Source organism: Peribacillus sp. GL_122, assembly GCF_057835005.1.
The window spans coordinates 1144809-1161454 of sequence record NZ_CM174415.1 but is presented as its reverse complement, the minus strand read 5'-3'; the positions used below and the strand labels follow the sequence as shown (position 1 = coordinate 1161454).

Annotated in this window: 14 protein-coding genes; 6 read left to right on the top strand and 8 right to left on the bottom strand. The window is 40.4% G+C overall.

From position 1 onward, the window contains the following. Positions 1 to 20 precede the first annotated feature (20 nt). From AC3ISB_RS05590 to iadA, 3 genes are all read right to left on the bottom strand, one after another. Positions 21 to 1004 carry an alpha-ketoacid dehydrogenase subunit beta gene (locus AC3ISB_RS05590; protein ID WP_098372634.1) on the bottom strand — a complete coding sequence of 328 codons (984 nt, stop codon included), beginning with the start codon at positions 1002 to 1004 and terminating at the stop codon, positions 21 to 23. Next, positions 1004 to 2092, bottom strand: a complete 1089-nt coding sequence (gene pdhA, locus AC3ISB_RS05585; RefSeq protein WP_098372633.1) for a pyruvate dehydrogenase (acetyl-transferring) E1 component subunit alpha — start codon at positions 2090 to 2092, stop codon at positions 1004 to 1006. Before pdhA ends, AC3ISB_RS05590 begins: the two co-directional genes overlap by 1 nt. A 770-nt stretch (positions 2093 to 2862) precedes the next feature. Continuing rightward, positions 2863 to 4038, bottom strand: coding sequence for a beta-aspartyl-peptidase (gene iadA, locus AC3ISB_RS05580; protein ID WP_489275779.1), 1176 nt, complete (start codon positions 4036 to 4038; stop codon positions 2863 to 2865). Between the two features lie 193 nt (positions 4039 to 4231). Between iadA and AC3ISB_RS05575 the strand changes: the two genes are divergently transcribed. Next, positions 4232 to 4540, top strand: coding sequence for a hypothetical protein (locus AC3ISB_RS05575; RefSeq protein WP_098372549.1), 309 nt, complete (start codon positions 4232 to 4234; stop codon positions 4538 to 4540). 190 nt (positions 4541 to 4730) lie between these two features. Here AC3ISB_RS05575 and AC3ISB_RS05570 read toward each other — a convergent pair whose 3' ends face one another. Then, on the bottom strand, positions 4731 to 6728 hold the full coding sequence (locus AC3ISB_RS05570; protein ID WP_480339932.1) for a transglycosylase domain-containing protein: 1998 nt from the start codon (positions 6726 to 6728) through the stop codon (positions 4731 to 4733). Between the two features lie 320 nt (positions 6729 to 7048). Between AC3ISB_RS05570 and AC3ISB_RS05565 the strand changes: the two genes are divergently transcribed. From AC3ISB_RS05565 to AC3ISB_RS05550, 4 genes are all read left to right on the top strand, one after another. Continuing rightward, on the top strand, positions 7049 to 7573 hold the full coding sequence (locus tag AC3ISB_RS05565; protein ID WP_179891123.1) for a universal stress protein: 525 nt from the start codon (positions 7049 to 7051) through the stop codon (positions 7571 to 7573). Between the two features lie 470 nt (positions 7574 to 8043). Then, complete coding sequence (locus tag AC3ISB_RS05560; protein ID WP_489275777.1) at positions 8044 to 8931, top strand: cation diffusion facilitator family transporter; 888 nt, start codon at positions 8044 to 8046, stop codon at positions 8929 to 8931. Positions 8932 to 9158: 227 nt separating this feature from the next. Beyond that, positions 9159 to 10268 carry a histidine kinase N-terminal domain-containing protein gene (locus tag AC3ISB_RS05555; protein ID WP_181762225.1) on the top strand — a complete coding sequence of 370 codons (1110 nt, stop codon included), beginning with the start codon at positions 9159 to 9161 and terminating at the stop codon, positions 10266 to 10268. Between the two features lie 281 nt (positions 10269 to 10549). Beyond that, the gene (locus AC3ISB_RS05550) at positions 10550 to 11881 is read left to right on the top strand and encodes a hemolysin family protein (protein ID WP_098372552.1); all 1332 of its coding nucleotides are present in this window, start codon (positions 10550 to 10552) and stop codon (positions 11879 to 11881) included. A 52-nt stretch (positions 11882 to 11933) separates the two neighbouring features. Here the strand turns inward: AC3ISB_RS05550 and uptA are convergent, their stop codons facing one another. The 4 genes from uptA to AC3ISB_RS05530 form a co-directional block, all read right to left on the bottom strand. Next, on the bottom strand, positions 11934 to 12563 hold the full coding sequence (gene uptA, locus AC3ISB_RS05545) for an undecaprenyl phosphate transporter UptA (RefSeq protein ID WP_144527145.1): 630 nt from the start codon (positions 12561 to 12563) through the stop codon (positions 11934 to 11936). Between the two features lie 163 nt (positions 12564 to 12726). Continuing rightward, a complete protein-coding gene (locus tag AC3ISB_RS05540; protein WP_179891125.1) occupies positions 12727 to 12891 on the bottom strand; it encodes an Lmo0850 family protein in 165 nt (54 codons plus the stop codon). Positions 12892 to 12983: 92 nt separating this feature from the next. Then, positions 12984 to 13697, bottom strand: coding sequence for a FixH family protein (locus AC3ISB_RS05535; protein ID WP_098372553.1), 714 nt, complete (start codon positions 13695 to 13697; stop codon positions 12984 to 12986). Between the two features lie 94 nt (positions 13698 to 13791). Beyond that, positions 13792 to 14364, bottom strand: coding sequence for a YitT family protein (locus AC3ISB_RS05530; RefSeq protein WP_311608592.1), 573 nt, complete (start codon positions 14362 to 14364; stop codon positions 13792 to 13794). A 615-nt stretch (positions 14365 to 14979) separates the two neighbouring features. On the opposite strand from AC3ISB_RS05530, the gene AC3ISB_RS05525 reads away from it, so the two are divergent. Further along, the gene (locus AC3ISB_RS05525; RefSeq protein ID WP_141993068.1) at positions 14980 to 16332 is read left to right on the top strand and encodes a hemolysin family protein; all 1353 of its coding nucleotides are present in this window, start codon (positions 14980 to 14982) and stop codon (positions 16330 to 16332) included. Positions 16333 to 16646 lie beyond the last annotated feature (314 nt).

Sequence of the window (16646 nt, the reverse complement as noted above, 5' to 3'; positions counted from 1 at the left end):
TCCTTCTCCCTTAATCACAATTAAAATGATAATGTTTCGACAATTCCTTGTTTGACACGGTCAACAGTCGGTAAATAATGATCTTCTATTGTAAACGGCGGAACCGGTACATCAAATCCTGTTACACGCTTAATCGGCGCTTTCAGGTAAATAAGAGCTTCATCATTAATGATGGAGATAATCTCCGCACCTAATCCGGCAGTCTTATGGGCTTCATGGACGATTAATGCACGACCTGTCTTTTTAATGGATTGCACGATCGTATCCCTATCTAAAGGGTATAATGTTCGAAGATCGACCACTTCACACTTCCAGCCTTTTTCTGCTTCAATCTTTTTCGCGGCATTCAATGCCTCCCTTAGCATGGCACCCCATGCATAAATGGTCAGATCGCTTCCCTCCTGAACCACTTTTGCTTGCCCGATTGGTATTCGGTACATTTCTTCGGGAACTTCTTCCTTAAAAGCCCGATACAATTTAGTCGGTTCCAAAAAAATCACAGGATCTGGATCTTCGAGGGCTGAAATGAGCAGCCCTTTTGCGTCATATGGATTACTGGGTGCAACCACCTTTAAACCCGGGGTATGGGCAAAGAAGGTTTCGACACTTTCGGAATGAAGTTCAGGGCCCCTGATTCCGGCACCATATGGCGTACGGATTAAAAGGGGCACCCCAAATTGCCCACGGGTACGATACCTCATACGGGCAGCATGGGAAACGAGTTGTTCGAATCCCGGATAAATAAAGGCGAGAAACTGTATCTCTACTATGGGCAGCATTCCGTTAAGGGCTAAACCAATGGCAGAGCCGATGATTCCGGATTCAGCTAATGGCGTATCGACGACTCGATCTTTTCCATACTTCTCATAAAGTCCTTCCGTCGATCGAAAAACCCCGCCATTCACTCCAATATCCTCACCCAAGATCATCACGCGATCATCATGACCCAGCATTTGGTCCATCGCTTCCGTAATAGCCTGGAGCATCGTTAAATTTTTGCCCATTATTTCTTCCCGCCTTTCCTTAGGATTTGGTTCAATTCCTGCTTCTGTTCCTTTAAATGCCATGACTCCTCGGCATATACATGGTTAAACATTTCGAGCGGGTCGGATTTTGGATACCCTTCGGCTTTTTGAAGGTGAGCATCAATCAGTTCGTTGAATTGTTTTACCGCCAATTCCTCCTGCTTTTCATTCCAGTGACCTTCTTTATTCAAATACTTTCTAAGACGTGTAATCGGATCCCGGTTTTCCCTCCAGAACGTTGAAATTTCGTCCTGATCGCGATATATGTTCGGATTGTCTGCAGTAGTATGGGCGCCATAACGAAAGGTAATGGCTTCGATTAATGTAGGTCCTTCCCCTTTAAGCGCTCTTTCGACAGCTTGCTTTACAGTCAGCCATACTGCGAAAATATCATTTCCATCCACTCGCACCCCATGGATGTCATAAGCGGCAGCCCGCTGGGATATTGTTTTGGATGCCGATTGCTTTTCAAAAGGGACACTGATCGCGTAGCCATTATTTTGGCAGAAAAAGATTGTTGGGGTTTTATAAACTCCAGCAAAATTCAGTGCCTCATGAAAGTCCCCTTCAGAAGTGGCTCCATCACCAAAATAGGCAATGCTAACATTCTTTTCGCCTCTAATCTTACTTGCCCAAGCCGTTCCAACTGCATGAACCATTTGAGTGGCAATTGGAACACTTGGAGGCAATATCCTTTTTCCTTCTGGACAAATTGAGCCATCAAAATGCGCCATCCAGTATAGGAAAACACGGTATAATTCCTGCCCATGAATGATTGCCGCTCCATGATCACGGTATGTGGGAAACATCCAATCCCCTGCCGACAACGCTAAAGCGCTTCCTACCTGGGATGCTTCCTGTCCTTCGAAAGGTGCATAAGTTCCAATCCTGCCTTGGCGCTGGAGATTAATGGATTTTCGGTCAAATGTTCTGAGCAGGAGCATGCTCTCATACATCTTTAACATAAGTGATTTATCGATTTTCCCATCAATCGTTTCAATGATTTCCCCATCAGGAGTCAATACACGAAACATTTCCGGTTCAACTTCATTTGAATACGCTTTCATTATTGGGTTTCCCGTCTTTTCCATTTCATTTCTCCCCTTAAGATAGATTTGTTTCGCAAACTTACCAAGGTTTTGAACAGTCATGAAATAACAGCCCAAAATGTATTTATTGGTCTTTATGTCTGTGATTAAATGCTGTTTCATAAACTAATTTCCTTATATAAAAGGATAATACATCCATGTTTTTAATAATATGTTAAATAGAATGAATTTTTCGCAATTTACCTTTATTTAGAATATGTTTTCTGATACCTCACCTTCATTTTGAAAACGAGAACCTTTAATGGGGAAATATCATATTGATTACCTACAAATTGTTGATATGCTTGATCGATTCAAGACCTATCCAAAAAGTATCCAGCACAAAAAAAGACCCATTATATAATAAATGCGTCTTAGACTAGTTGCCTGCCGTTTTTTTCTTTAAAAATGTTGCAGTTGATTTCGGAAATCCGCTCCCTTTCCGCCGACTGTCTGCCAAGCCTCATCAAAGCGAGCTCTGTGGGGTCTCGGCTAGCCAGTTATTTGGCAGGAGTGTCGTAAATTTCTTCAATCCAATGAAGGTTTCATTCATATCCAAGTTTACTTTTAAAATAATGGTTTGGGATTAGATCAATCGAACCCCTTTTTGTCGACAAACTGAGACCCATTATATAATTATGGGTCTTTTTGTATTTCATGATTGATGGGGGTATTACAAGCATCGGAATTCGCTCCTGCCATAACCGAGATCCATTCGCGGAATACCCTACCAACAAAATTAGAAAGATCTACCTTTCAAATGTTCCTTTCACGACTGCTTGACCATCTTTGACCATTATCTGCCCCATCGCGATAACACTATTCATTTCTAAAGTTTTTTTCTTCATCATGATGATATCGGCGTCCTTACCTACCGCAAGCTGCCCCTTTGTAGAAAGTTTTAAAATGTTTGCCGGATTTTCCGTCACAACTCTTATGGCATCGGCAATTGTCACTCCATCCTCGAGGATCGCATCGACAACACAATCATATAAGGACATGCATGTACCAATGTTCAAACCGCGCAGGTTACCGCCGCCATCGAAGTCAGGCAGGCTGGCTTGTCCATCTGAAGTTATGGTGATCTGCCCGATTTCAACGCCTTTTTCCAGTGCCATTTTTATTGCTGTACTTGCTTTGACCTCGCCTTCTTCAAGGAACTTCTGGATCGTACTTGTCGTAAAATCGATATACCCCCCTTTTTTTGCATATTCCACACCTGCATTGAATAAATGCGGATTTCGGTTTATATGTGTAGGGTAGAACTGAGTGATCGGTATTTCCGTTGTCTCGACAACTTCTTCAATTACATGCAAATGATCTAGACTGTCGCCTACATGAATGTTGACGATACCGCTTTTCCCGGACAACAGACCTCCATTACGCGCCTGAGAGGCCAGTTTAGCCAGTTCAGCTGCAGTCGGCTGTGAAGAACGATGATCGGCAATGGCTATTTCGCCAACACCGATAATTTTATCCACAAGAATCAAATCATCTTCGATTTTATCGGTTAACGTCTTGACTGGAACTTGATAGGAACCAGTTTGAACGAAGCAGCTAATTCCTTCTTCTTCAAGCGCTCTCGCTTTAGCAAGCAGTGCTGGCATGGTCCTTGTCGTTCCATCTGTTCCGATGACCCCTACCAATGTCGTTATACCCGCTAAAGTGGCATCTGTTAATTGGATTTCTGGTGTCCTCGTTTTAAAGCCCCCTTCCCCACCTCCGCCGATAATATGTACGTGAGCATCTATAAAACCCGGAACCACAATTTGATCACTCGCATCAATCACTTTCATTTCAACGAAATTGGCAGGTACATCAATCTTGTCCTCAATGAAGCCAATTTGCTTTCCAACCAAGAGGATATCTTTTTGGCCCATATATTCTGGACCATAAAGCTCCCCATTTTTAATAAGTGTGAGCATTGTTCGTTCCCCCTCCAAAAATTGAAATTTTCAAATAGGTTTCAAAATCTTTCACACGGGTAAATATACAACATGACCCGCTAACAATTACATAAAAAAGACCAAACATACTTGTTCATTTTAAAAAGTTGTAGCTGAATTGACATCTTGATTATGCTTTTCCAAAAGTATAAAAACAAAAGGAGTAAACGACATGAATAAAGTGATTTCTTCTGACATTAAAACAAATAAAAGATTATCCATGCGACAAATCATGAACCTATATCAAGTTACAAAAGAATTTAAAGGGAATATATATTTTATCTGCAACCATAAATTGGTCGATGCCAAGAAACTTTCGACTTTCGTATCCTTTGTGCTCATTCTTCAAGAGTGTGCAACCATGAAAGTCATACTTGAAGGCGAGAATGTACATGCCATGCTAGAAAAAGTACAGGCTATATGTAAAGAAAATGATGAAAGTTCATTTGGATTCCAATCGAACCAAACCGTTAATATTTAAATGATTCCAACTACGTCATGAAGAGGGTGTATAGAAGTGAGAACCATTTTAATGGTGATAGGCGCAATCGTCGTAATCGGCATAATAGCAAATCTCATTTTTTAAGAACGATGAAAGACTGTCAATTATTGACAGTCTTTTTTGTTGAGTGAATTAAGCAAAAGCTTGTTCATGCTCCCTTTCCTGAGAATCACCACGGCAACTTCCAGTCCCTCCATTTATTCAAACCTTCCCGAATTTCATTTCCTTTATCAATCCAATATTGTCTCTTTTGCTCCTCCTCTTCTTTTGCGTTTTGCTCAGATACAAGTGCCTGTTGTTCAGCTATAAGCGGACCGATATCTTGAGCTTTAAAGGATTGAGCGGCTTGATTCTGTAAAGCTTGCGACATTATTTTTTGAAAGATGATTGCACTTCCCTGACTGCTGTGTGTCGTTAGATAATGCTTTTCGTCCGTCTTATCATATCCAGCCCATACAGCACCGACCAGCGAAGGTGAATAACCGATGAACCATTGATCTTTAACCCCTGATATTCCTTCGATGGGAACTTGTGTGGAACCTGTTTTACCTGCTATTTCATAACCGGAAACAGCCGCGTTTTTCGCTGTGCCATATTCCACTGTTCCAAGCAGCATGGCATTCATTTTGTCGACGGCGCCTTCAGAGGTCACTTTGGTGCTTTTCTCTTTCCAAGCGGCTACCTCTTTTCCATCGGCATTTTCTATTCTTACAATGGCATGGGTTTCCATCCTTTCCCCATCGTTGGCGAAAGCTGAAAAGGCTCCCGCCATCTGCAGCGGGGACACACCTTTTTTCATCCCCCCCAAAGCTATCGATAGGTTTCGATCATCCTTTTCATATGGAATCCCAAACCGCTTAAGTGAATCAAGCCCCTTATCGATGCCAATCTCATTCAATAGCCAAACCGTTGGTACATTCAAGGAATTCATCACCGCTTCATACATCGGCACTTCTCCTTTATATTCACCACTAAGGTTTGTTGGCTCATATTCACCGAAGCTCATTTTTTCATCCTTTAAAGGGTCAGTGATATCGTATCCCTCTTCAACCGCTGGCAAGTATACGACAAGCGGTTTAATGGATGAACCAGGAGATCTTGTCAGCTGGGTTGCCCGGTTATATCCCATGAATTGATGCTTACCTCTCCCACCGACAAGTGCCTTTATGCCTCCCGTTTCAGGATCAAGGAGGACAGACCCGCTTTGAACCAGTTCATCTGCACTTGTTCCCACTGGAAAATTGGCATCATTCGCATACACGGTTTCTGTAGACTGCTGCATGGATTGGTCCAGTGTCGTGTAAATTTTGTAGCCCTTTGAAAGCAGCTCCTCAAGCTTGATTCCATATTTACTCGATGCTTCTGATAAAACTTGATCGACAAAATAAGGATATTTACCTCTTAATGGATCGGTTTCCTTCTCCCCCATAAGAAGTGTCACCGAATCTTTTTTTGCAGCTGCTTCTTCGTCTTTCGTCAAATAACCATGTTCCGCCATTCTCGAAAGAACCAAATCACGCCTCTTGACTGCCCCGTCTAAATTCTTGTAAGGATCAAGCTTAGATGGCAAGTTAATGACACCCGCCAGCAAAGCTGCCTCGGCAACGGTCAATTCAGAGACCTCTTTGGAAAAATAAATATTTGCAGCCTTTTTGATTCCCCATGCCCCATGGCCAAAATAAACTTGATTCAAGTACATTTCCAAAATTTCATCTTTTGTATATTGATTTTCAACTTCCTGGGCTAGAAAAAACTCTTCTATCTTCCTCTTCAATGTTCGTTCCGATTCCAGCATCGTGATTTTCACAAGCTGCTGGGTGAGAGTGCTCCCGCCTTCAACAACACTTCCAGCCTTCGCATTTTTAACCAAAGCCCGCATAATTCCTTGATAATCTATGCCGTGATGTTCATAAAAACGGTGATCCTCAATGGAAACCACCGCTTGTTTCATATGTTCCGGTATTTCATCTATCGCAACCCCTTCGGATTTATTGGCCGTGATCGTACTGGCAAGATTCCCATCCAGATCATAGATTCCTGTCGGTTGCTGAAGAATATTTTCAAGATGGCTTATATCTGCACCCTGCCTGAAATACAATAATGAACCGGCGCCTAAAACCACAATTGCCAATATTATAATTAGACCTAATTTCACTAACCCTCTCATTTGTACCCCCATTTTCCCATCTGCGACATGTTTCATTAAAAATATTTTACCCTTTTTATTAAAGAAAACACGCCGATTGAATAAAAGGCGCCCTTTTCTTGTAGCACTATACTCGCGAATCGGCATCCTTGCTGATGATATCCCTTCATCGCCTGAGCATGCCAGCTAAATGAAGGACCAGATTTCATCCTACCATTTTAACTATGCTCGTATCTATCCTTTACCCGTAAAAGGCAATCTATATACCGATTAAAGGCGTGAAGCCATTTAAAAGTGGGTATAACACTTATAACGTCTTATAAAGGGGAGAGATGATATTAATGAAAGACTTAAAACATATTGTCGTCGCTTTTGATGGAAATGAAGAGAGTAAACGGGCGGTGGAATATGGAGCAACATTGAAAAAGGCCTTTCCAAAAGCCGAGTTAACCGTAGTTCATGTCCTGAATGATAAGGTTGAACAGCGTATCATGGGAGACGCCTCGGCTCCGGGGTTCGTACCTGCTGCCGGATTTTATGTAGATCCAGTCCAGACACATCCCGTTATTGAAGTCGATCAGCCAGGACCTCAAAAGGTAAATGACACCCCTTCCCCCGTCGAGAATAGTATTCAGAACGCAGAAAGTAATACGTTGAGATTGTTAAGTGAATGTCAAGTCAAGGGGAAATTCGAACTATTGGAAGGATATGCCCCAGATAGCATATGTGACTTTGCAGCAAGAACTTCAGCCGATCTTATCGTTGTCGGCAATAGTGCTAAAAGCGGTTTGGAGAAATTCTTCCTTGGCAGTACAAGTAGTTCCATTGCGAAAAACGCACCCTGTTCAGTATTCATTGCAAAATGAAAATTGAGCGGCTTCGCCCTGTATGGCTCAAGTAGAGCATTCTCCGAAAAAGGCCGGATCCTTATAGAATCCGGCCTTTTTGTTAATAGGACTTTTTCAGTCATACATTTGGAGCAGCCGAAAAACACTGGGGCGCTAATTGCTGCCCAAAACCACATCCTACACAGCGCTAACTATCAGGTTCAAAGTGTCACTCTCAGCCATTTGGCTCCCTTTGCGGAAGTATTTAATTTTCGATCATCGGTTAGAATATACTATTAGTTTCTACAAATGACAATTAAAGAAAATGTACATATCATCTCAACTTGCCATTCCCATTTTATGGCGATATTCTTTTGTTTAACCAACTTCTTTACAGACCTTCATTACACCTGCCATTAATCAAGTTAGATGGCTAAATACGACAATTTTCTATAGACTCACTAAGGTTTGATTTAATAAGCCTAATTTACATTAGGGAGGGAATGGACATGGATAAACATTCGATTTCAGCTGAAAAAGGCGCCTACATAAGCATTGCCGCTTACATGTTCTTGTCTGCTCTTAAATTGTCATTTGGTTATTTCGGTGATTCTAAAGGGCTTTGGGCTGATGGTTTAAATAATACGACCGACATCATCGCTTCCTTAGCCGTATTGATCGGTTTGAAAATCTCAAAGAGACCTCCTGATGATAATCATTCATATGGTCATTTACGGGCGGAAACCGTAGCCTCGTTGGTAGCTGCCTTCATCATGATCACCGTAGGCCTTCAGGTAGTATTCAGTGCCATTGAATCCTTCATAAACCAAGATTCAACAACCGTTCCCAGTATGCTGACCGGTTATGTCGCTCTTTTCTCTGCAATTTTCATGTACGGAATCTACCGTTATAACTTATCATTAAGTAAAAAGATCAACAGCACTTCCATCTATGCAGTTGCACAGGATAATCGTTCCGATGCCCTTGTCAGTGTTGGTGCTTTCATTGGAATAATCGGTTCTAAGATGGGAATCCCTTGGCTGGATGCGATAGCTGCAGCAGTCGTAGGGGTCATCATATGCAAAACGGCCTGGGACATCTTTCGTGATGCCTCCATCTCTTTAACTGATGGTTTCGACGAGCAGCTCCTGCAAAAGATCGGACAAACCATTATATTGACAGAGGGTGTTAAAGACATGAGTGAAATTAAAGCCCGGATGCACGGCAGTGAAATCTTGCTCGAAACTACCGTTCATGTTAACCCTCTCTTGACCGTCATTCAAGGTCATGATATTACAGTTAAAATCGAAGAAAATCTTTTGAAGGAATATAATATCCAGCATGCGATCGTTCACATCGAACCATATGCATTTCATAAAAAAGGTAACCGAGATTAACTTTACGGATACCTTTTTTTGTTATCAATTACTGTAATAAAACTGTGTCAAAAAAAGGGATTTATTGATTGATTGCCGAATATTTATCCAATTGACACATGTTAAAAGGACATTAATCTGTTATCATGAAATTAAGATGTAATTATTTTGATATTTTGTAATTTTATTCAAATAAAGCAAGTTCTGGGTCAAAAGTAAATTCATTTTCCTACAGTATGGAGGGCAAAATGGTATCTAATCGAGAAATGACCATTCACTTTTTATCTTCTCAAAAAAGCAGTATCATTTCCAAGTGGAAAGATGAGTTGCTGCATTTACCGGACGGATATCTGGGGTATTTTAAAGGAGAAGTGGAAAATATTTTCAATCTTCTAATGGATCAGCTTGGAAAATCGGATACTGAAATAGACGATGTACTGAAGGTCGTAGGGGAAAAAATTGCGTCTGATCGAGTTAATAAGCAATTGGATATGGAAAATTTCTTTTCCACTGCAACCATCGGGAGATCCATCATCATAGAGCATGTTTTGAATTCCGAATCACCCAAAGAAGAAATATCGGATCTAATTAAGCAAGTAAACGTTTACTTCGATAAACTCATTCATATTGCATTTTCCCATTATACCGAATTGAAAACGATGGAGCTTGAAGAAAGCTATCAATTCATAAGCCCAAACCATAAAGACCGGTTGACACTCCTTGGCCAAATGACCTCAAGCTTTGTCCATGAATTCAGAAATCCACTGACTTCCATCATGGGATTCATACAATTGTTACAGGCAGAACAACCTGAGATAAAATACCTTGATATCATTTCGAAGGAATTGGATCAGCTCAATTACCGGATCACACAATTTCTTAATATTTCCAAAAAAGAAACTTCAGCATCACCACCAGATCTATTTTCCATTGCTCAGCTTGTGAATGAGGTGATCGAATTTTTATATCCAAGCATTTTGGAAGTTAATGCTTCCATTACATGTAATATTGCCGAGGATGCCGTAATTTCCGGTTCTAAAGAAGAATTCCGTCAAGTTTTACTTAATATTATATTAAATGCTCTTGATGTGGTTGCAGGGATGTCTTCCCCGTCCATTTACATTTCAGGCTCTGAATCACCACCCGGCATTCTTACTTTAAATATATCGAACAATGGGCCGAAGATACCTGACGACGTCCTGCCGAATATTTTTGAACCATTCATCACCACAAAAAAAAGAGGAACGGGATTGGGATTATTCGTCTGTAAAGAAATCGTTTTAAAGCATCAGGGAACCTTATCCTGTCACTCTACCGATTTCCTTACGACCTTTTCCATTCAATTAAAAACTAAATAATGGATAAATATCCTTTTTTCCTTAGGTTTTTAGTGTGAAATTTTTGACTGATTGACGTCCAGTTACTTATACTAATAGGTAGGTTCCACTACTAATCGAGGTGAATGATCCTATAGATTGAAAATAAAAACCAGAGAAATTTTCATACGAGATAGACGAGACTTATTTTTCATCTAACATTTTATATACTAATATCATTTCATTCATTATTGGTTTTGGGAGGTGACTGGGATAATTAAATCGTTCTCAACATCTGGCGATTCAATTAAGTCCCACACTAATTGGACATATTAAGTTTTTTATTTGTCATTATTTTAATTGCTTTAACGGCCTTTTTTGTAGCTTCGGAATTTTCGATCATAAGAGTTCGTAGCTCTCGGATCGATCAATTGATTGAAGAGGGAAACAAAAAAGCCATTGCGGCAAAGAAGGTTACATCCGATCTTGATGAGTACCTATCCGCGACACAGCTTGGAATTACCGTAACTGCCCTTGGATTGGGGTGGCTAGGACAACCGACCGTCCTCAAATTGGTTGGGCCTTTATTCAAGGCATTGAACATCCCTCAAGAAGTCGCAAGCATTCTGACATTCGTTATTTCATTTTCCCTGATTACGTTCCTGAATGTGGTTGTAGGTGAATTGGCTCCAAAGACGGTTGCCATCCAAAAGGCTGAGCAAGTGGCCTTGGCAATTGCCAACCCGCTGATTTTTTTCCATAAGATAGCCTTCCCCTTCATTTGGGCCTTGAATCATTCTTCCCGATTCGTTGTCGGATTATTTGGCTTTAAGCCCGCATCTGAAAGCGAAATAGCCCATACGGAGGAAGAATTACGTTTCATCCTATCAGATAGCTATAAAAGCGGAGAAATTAACCAGTCGGAATTTAAATATGTAAATAACATCTTTGAGTTCGATGATCGTGTTGCCAAAGAAATCATGGTTCCAAGAACAGAAATCATGACCATATCCAAAGATGAAACGGTACAGGAATTCGTCGATGTGGCCAAATTGGAAAAATACACTCGATATCCTGTTGTCGAAGGTGATAAAGACCATGTCATCGGCTTAGTGAACTTAAAGGAAGTTTTCTCGGATCTTATTAAGAACCGGGAAATCCATATCAAAGCGATTGAAAATTACGCTCGTCCGATCATTCGGGTGATGGAAAATATACCAATTCACGATCTGCTGTTAAAAATGCAAAAAGAACGCATTCATATGGCCATTTTGATGGATGAATACGGCGGAACTTCCGGACTTGTCACAGTCGAGGATATCCTCGAGGAAATCGTTGGGGAAATTCGTGATGAATTCGATATCGATGAAGTCGCCTCGATCAGGAAAATTAAAGATGGACATTATATTTTAGACTCTAAACTTCTTGTAAAGGAAGTGAATGATCTACTTGGCATTCACTTAGAAGAAGATGATGTCGATACTATAGGCGGATGGGTCCTTACTGAAAATTATGATGTGAAGGTAGGGGACATCATGGAAAAAGACGGATTCTGCTTTAAAGTGATTGAAATGGAAGATCACGCCATTCGTTCTATTGAGGTCACCAAAAAGGTCGTACAGCTTCCTCTGGAAGAAGACCTTCCTCAAGGATAATGATTAAAAACAGCCACGTAAAAGGTGATTTTACGTGGCTGTTTTTTCTTGTTCATTTATCGGGAAACCGTCCCATTTTTTTGACCGTTACGATTGGAGGAGTGCTCTTTTTTTTCCATAAAATATACAGCATGATAAAGATAAATGAAAAACCAGCAGCCGGAATTAGATATGGTTCGGTTAGTTCCCGGATTTGCTGCCAATTCTCGCCGAGAACCCTTCCTAAGGTCAGGAACAATATGGTCCAAGGTATGACAGCCGCAACCGTATAAAATATAAACTTCCATACGGACATCCTCGCAATTCCGGCAGGGATGGAAATAGCATGGCGAACCACTGGAATGAATCGAGCCGTAAAAATCACGCCTACGCCATACCTTTGAAACCACTCTTCAGCATTTATAATATGATTTTCTTTTATTAAAATATATTTTCCATACTTCAAGAGAAAGGGCCGTCCTCCATAATAACCAGCCCAATAGAGAAATAGTTGTGCCATCGTCCCGCCTGCCACACCTGCAATAACAGCTCCCCAAAAATTCATTTTCCCCAGGCCGACCACATAACCACCGTATCCTAGAACAAGCTCACTCGGGATGATTTCAACCATAAGCCCCAATAAAATCCCCATATATCCCATTTCCGCAAACCAATTCAATATCGTCATAATAAGCTGTGATATCATGCTATCGGACTCCCCTTACCGCTAATTTCAAATTGTTTGTCCTTCTATCCTATTTCAGCTCATAACGTTCTATTCGGTTTTTCATATCCAGTTTCACAATGCATCACATTTAGGAATGCACAAAAAAAGACCAGCTGATATATACTCCGGTCTCATTGCATCAATATTCTTTTAGCTCCCGTTTTTGGGAAAATTGAGAAAAAACAGCTGTGGTGAGTAAGGATGAATCATTTTGCGAAACATTAGTGAAAATCTCCTGGCGTGATTTCGTTTTTTCAATATGAATCCCGAGATTTTTATACTTGTTGATTATTTGATTGTTCATGCTTACCCTCCCTTTCTGCTGTACCGTTATCCTTTAACTTCCCATTTAACGAAAGGATAAAACCTGTTTAAACAATTCGCTCCAAAAAACAATCAATTGACTTGAATGGTTTGCAGTTGGTGTTCATGCACTTCGTCTTTTTCAACATGTACCTGCACCTTATAGGTTCCCGATTCTTCGAAAGATACCTTATTTAGATATGTTCCATCTCCATCTTCTTCAGCTTTGGTGAAATGACTCTCTTCGCTGCCTTCCTTCCACACCTCGAAATTCACATCTGCATTTGTCAGTGGCTTCCCATTCAATTCAACTGTCGCTTCAAAGTCCGAACTGTTTCCTGCCTTTACAGGTTTACTTTGAAACTCGATGGATACATCCGTACTTGGATGAACCGATGCGCCTTCACTTTCATGTTCTGGAACGACAACTTCTTTTTCAGGCATTACATGAAGGCCTTTGGCCGTTACATGGGAGACTACAATATATTTGCCTTGTTCTTCAAAAGTATGCATCACTTGATACATGCCACTTCCAGTATTCTTTGCTTCAAGCATTTCCCGTTTATCCTGCCCTGACTTTCTCACTTCAAACAGTACCTCATCTGCTTCATTCACCAATTGGCTACCCTGTTTCACTTTCGTTTCAAGAATGACTTCTTTTCCTGGCTCCAATTTGCCTTTAATGACAATTGATGCATCCATCGATTCTGGAACAGCACTGTTCACTTCCTTATCCTCTGGCATTTCAGACTCTTGACAACCTGCCAGCATAACTAACAACGCAGTAAACATATAGAGTTTTTTCATATGAACTTTCCTTTACTATTTATTAGACTAAAAATCTGTCCTTTTCATATTGCCCATCCTTTCCTTTTTTCAGATTTTTATACATCATTTAACATTAAATAGTTCGCATCACGGTGACTGAGGTCAGCATGGCTACCGCAATGATCGTTAAAAATGAATATAAAAAGATTGAAGTCCCCACAACATTCAATCCGCAAAGAAGTACGCATCCATCAATTATAAAAATCAGCAAACCTACATTGAATCCGCTCTTCCTGGATAGGATCTGCGCCAGCATATCCGTTCCGCCTGTTGATGTCCCATACCGAAGCATCAAGCCGATTCCTAATCCAATCAAACCTCCCCCGATCATCGCACTTACATAAATGGGAAGATTCCATCCGATGACAGCGTCGGAAAAAATATCGATGCATAAAGAGGAAAAAAGCAGGCCATGCAAGCTGTTCAGGAATAATTTCTTTTCAAAGTACCAAGCATATATATATAATGGAATGCTGCTCAAAATCACACCCAGGCCTGTCGGAAGTCCTATATAGTAATGAAAAATCAGCCCAATCCCTATCATGCCGCCATCCAATAAATGATAAGGTATCAGGAAAAAATTGATTCCCACGCCTACAAGCATGCTGCCGGCAATGATCGCTGCCATCCTTTCCATGATTTTCATGGCTGCCACCCCCTTTAATCTGCATTTAGAACTTGTCTTGGACTCTATAGAATATGTATGAACCATCGAAAAAATAATGAAACTGACCAATTTTTTATGAAACCGCCTCTAATTTTCTGAATATTCTATAATATCATACAATAAAGTAGAGAAAACAGTCAAAAACAGCTAATTATTAGCTCAAACTGATCCTTTACAAGCAATTTACCGGATTTATGGTGCCGGAAGCTATTTGACTGAATGATTAACTCTTTCTATAATGAAAGTATTTAAATTAATTAGATTGAGGTGATTTGATGGGGCATTAAAGAATGTTCGTTTTGACAGGCGGACGCTGATTTGCGTAATGGATATGTGCATCCTATTGAAAAATGGCTGCACTCCTTCAGACAGAAATTCTTCTATTTCCCGTCTACGCATCGCCAATCGGCATATACTATTATTCTCTTCATCACTTAAAGAAATGGGAGTTCAAGCGGCTGGACATCAATTACCACAGCCACTTTGAATGATTCCCGATAATATTCAGCACGGCAAAAAAAATATACTTGTATATTTTAAAAATGTAGGAGGTGTACTCCTTATTCGTCTCGAAGGCGAGTTAAGGGAGACTATTTGGACATAATAAACTTGGTTCTTATTGCCATTTTAATTGCTTTAACAGCATTTTTTGTAGCTACGGAGTTTGCGATTGTTAAAGTGAGAAGCACGAGGGTCGATCAATTAATTGAAGAAGGAAAGCCGAATGCTCTTTCAGCAAAGAAAGTCATATCCAACCTGGATGAATACCTTTCAACATGCCAGCTCGGAATTACCGTTACCGCTCTAGGGCTTGGGGTGCTTGGGGAACCGACAGTTGAAAAGATTTTGCACCCACTCTTGAATCAATTGAATCTTCCAAATTCAGCTTCACATGCACTCTCGGTTGCAATTGCCTTTTCTTTAATTACTTTCATACATGTGGTTGTTGGGGAATTGGCTCCAAAAACATTGGCGATTCAAAAAGCGGAGCAAGTAACTTTATTGGTTTCCAAACCTTTAATTGCTTTTAACAAAATCATGTATCCTTTCATCTGGGTACTGAATGGCTCTGCAAGGACGCTTACAAGAATGCTAGGATTAAAGGCAGTTTCCGAACATGATTTGGCTCATACAGAAGAAGAGCTTCGTATCATTGTTTCCGAAAGCTACAAAAGTGGCGAAATTAACCAATCAGAGTTTAAATATGTGAATAAAATTTTTGAATTCGATGATCGGATTGCAAAAGAAATCATGGTTCCACGTACAGAAATTGCAACGGTATCCAAAGATGATACGATTCAACAGTTTTTCACCGTCATGGCGGAAGAGAACTTTACACGATATCCTGTCATTGACGGAGATAAAGACCATGTTATCGGAATGGTCAATATAAAAGAGCTATTCACTGAAATGATAGACAGGAACAATCAGGCAGCATCAACGATCCAACGATATGTTCGTCCGATCATCCGTGTCATTGACAGTATCCCAATTCACGATTTACTTTTAAAAATGCAAAAGGAGCGCATCCACATGGCTATCCTCATGGATGAATACGGCGGTACGTCAGGTTTGGTGACCGTTGAAGATATCCTTGAAGAAATCGTTGGCGATATCCGCGATGAGTTCGACCTGGATGAAGTTCCGGATGTCCGCAAATTAAAAGAAGATCACTACATCATCGATGCCAAGGTATTAGTCAGTGAAGTGAATGATTTACTTGGATTGGATATCAATGACGAAGATATTGATACGATGGGCGGATGGATCCTTACCGAGAATTACGAGGCCAAACAAGGTGATATCCTGACTTATGGTCCCTATAACTTTAGGATAAAAGAAATGGAAGATCACCATATTCGTTATATTGAAATATACAAACAAGCAAAAGTCGTAAGCGAAGTAAAAGAATTCCCGATAATATCACAAACTGAAATCGTTTCATGATAATAACCCCCGTTCCTAATTGACAATAGGAGCGGGGGTTATTTTTTTCCAACTGGTACATGAAATGAAATAAAAACATATTATATAAAACCTGCTTCATTTAACATTGAATGATTACATGAAGTATAGTTCTACCTTTATTGTTTCATACTGTTAGAAAAGCGATACTTTTTGAAGGAGTGAGGAATCATGAAACTCATAACCATTTGCCAACACTGCAAAGGGAAAGGGAAAACACGCTATCTGCAATTCTTTTCCCGGGACTGCAATCATTGTAACGGTCAAGGTAAAGCTGTAAAGGATATGTCAAATTT

Bases quoted from the DNA above. Each gene is read 5' to 3' on its own strand.
- AC3ISB_RS05590 (WP_098372634.1), bottom strand. From the start codon at position 1,004: ATGGGCAAAAATTTAACGATGCTCCAGGCTATTACGGAAGCGATGGAC.
- AC3ISB_RS05530 (WP_311608592.1), bottom strand. From the start codon at position 14,364: ATGAAAATCATGGAAAGGATGGCAGCGATCATTGCCGGCAGCATGCTT.
- pdhA (WP_098372633.1), bottom strand. From the start codon at position 2,092: ATGAAAGCGTATTCAAATGAAGTTGAACCGGAAATGTTTCGTGTATTG.
- AC3ISB_RS05540 (WP_179891125.1), bottom strand. From the start codon at position 12,891: ATGAACAATCAAATAATCAACAAGTATAAAAATCTCGGGATTCATATT.
- iadA (WP_489275779.1), bottom strand. From the start codon at position 4,038: ATGCTCACACTTATTAAAAATGGGGAGCTTTATGGTCCAGAATATATG.
- AC3ISB_RS05535 (WP_098372553.1), bottom strand. From the start codon at position 13,697: ATGAAAAAACTCTATATGTTTACTGCGTTGTTAGTTATGCTGGCAGGT.
- AC3ISB_RS05570 (WP_480339932.1), bottom strand. From the start codon at position 6,728: ATGAGAGGGTTAGTGAAATTAGGTCTAATTATAATATTGGCAATTGTG.
- AC3ISB_RS05565 (WP_179891123.1), top strand. From the start codon at position 7,049: ATGAAAGACTTAAAACATATTGTCGTCGCTTTTGATGGAAATGAAGAG.
- AC3ISB_RS05555 (WP_181762225.1), top strand. From the start codon at position 9,159: ATGGTATCTAATCGAGAAATGACCATTCACTTTTTATCTTCTCAAAAA.
- AC3ISB_RS05575 (WP_098372549.1), top strand. From the start codon at position 4,232: ATGAATAAAGTGATTTCTTCTGACATTAAAACAAATAAAAGATTATCC.
- AC3ISB_RS05560 (WP_489275777.1), top strand. From the start codon at position 8,044: ATGGATAAACATTCGATTTCAGCTGAAAAAGGCGCCTACATAAGCATT.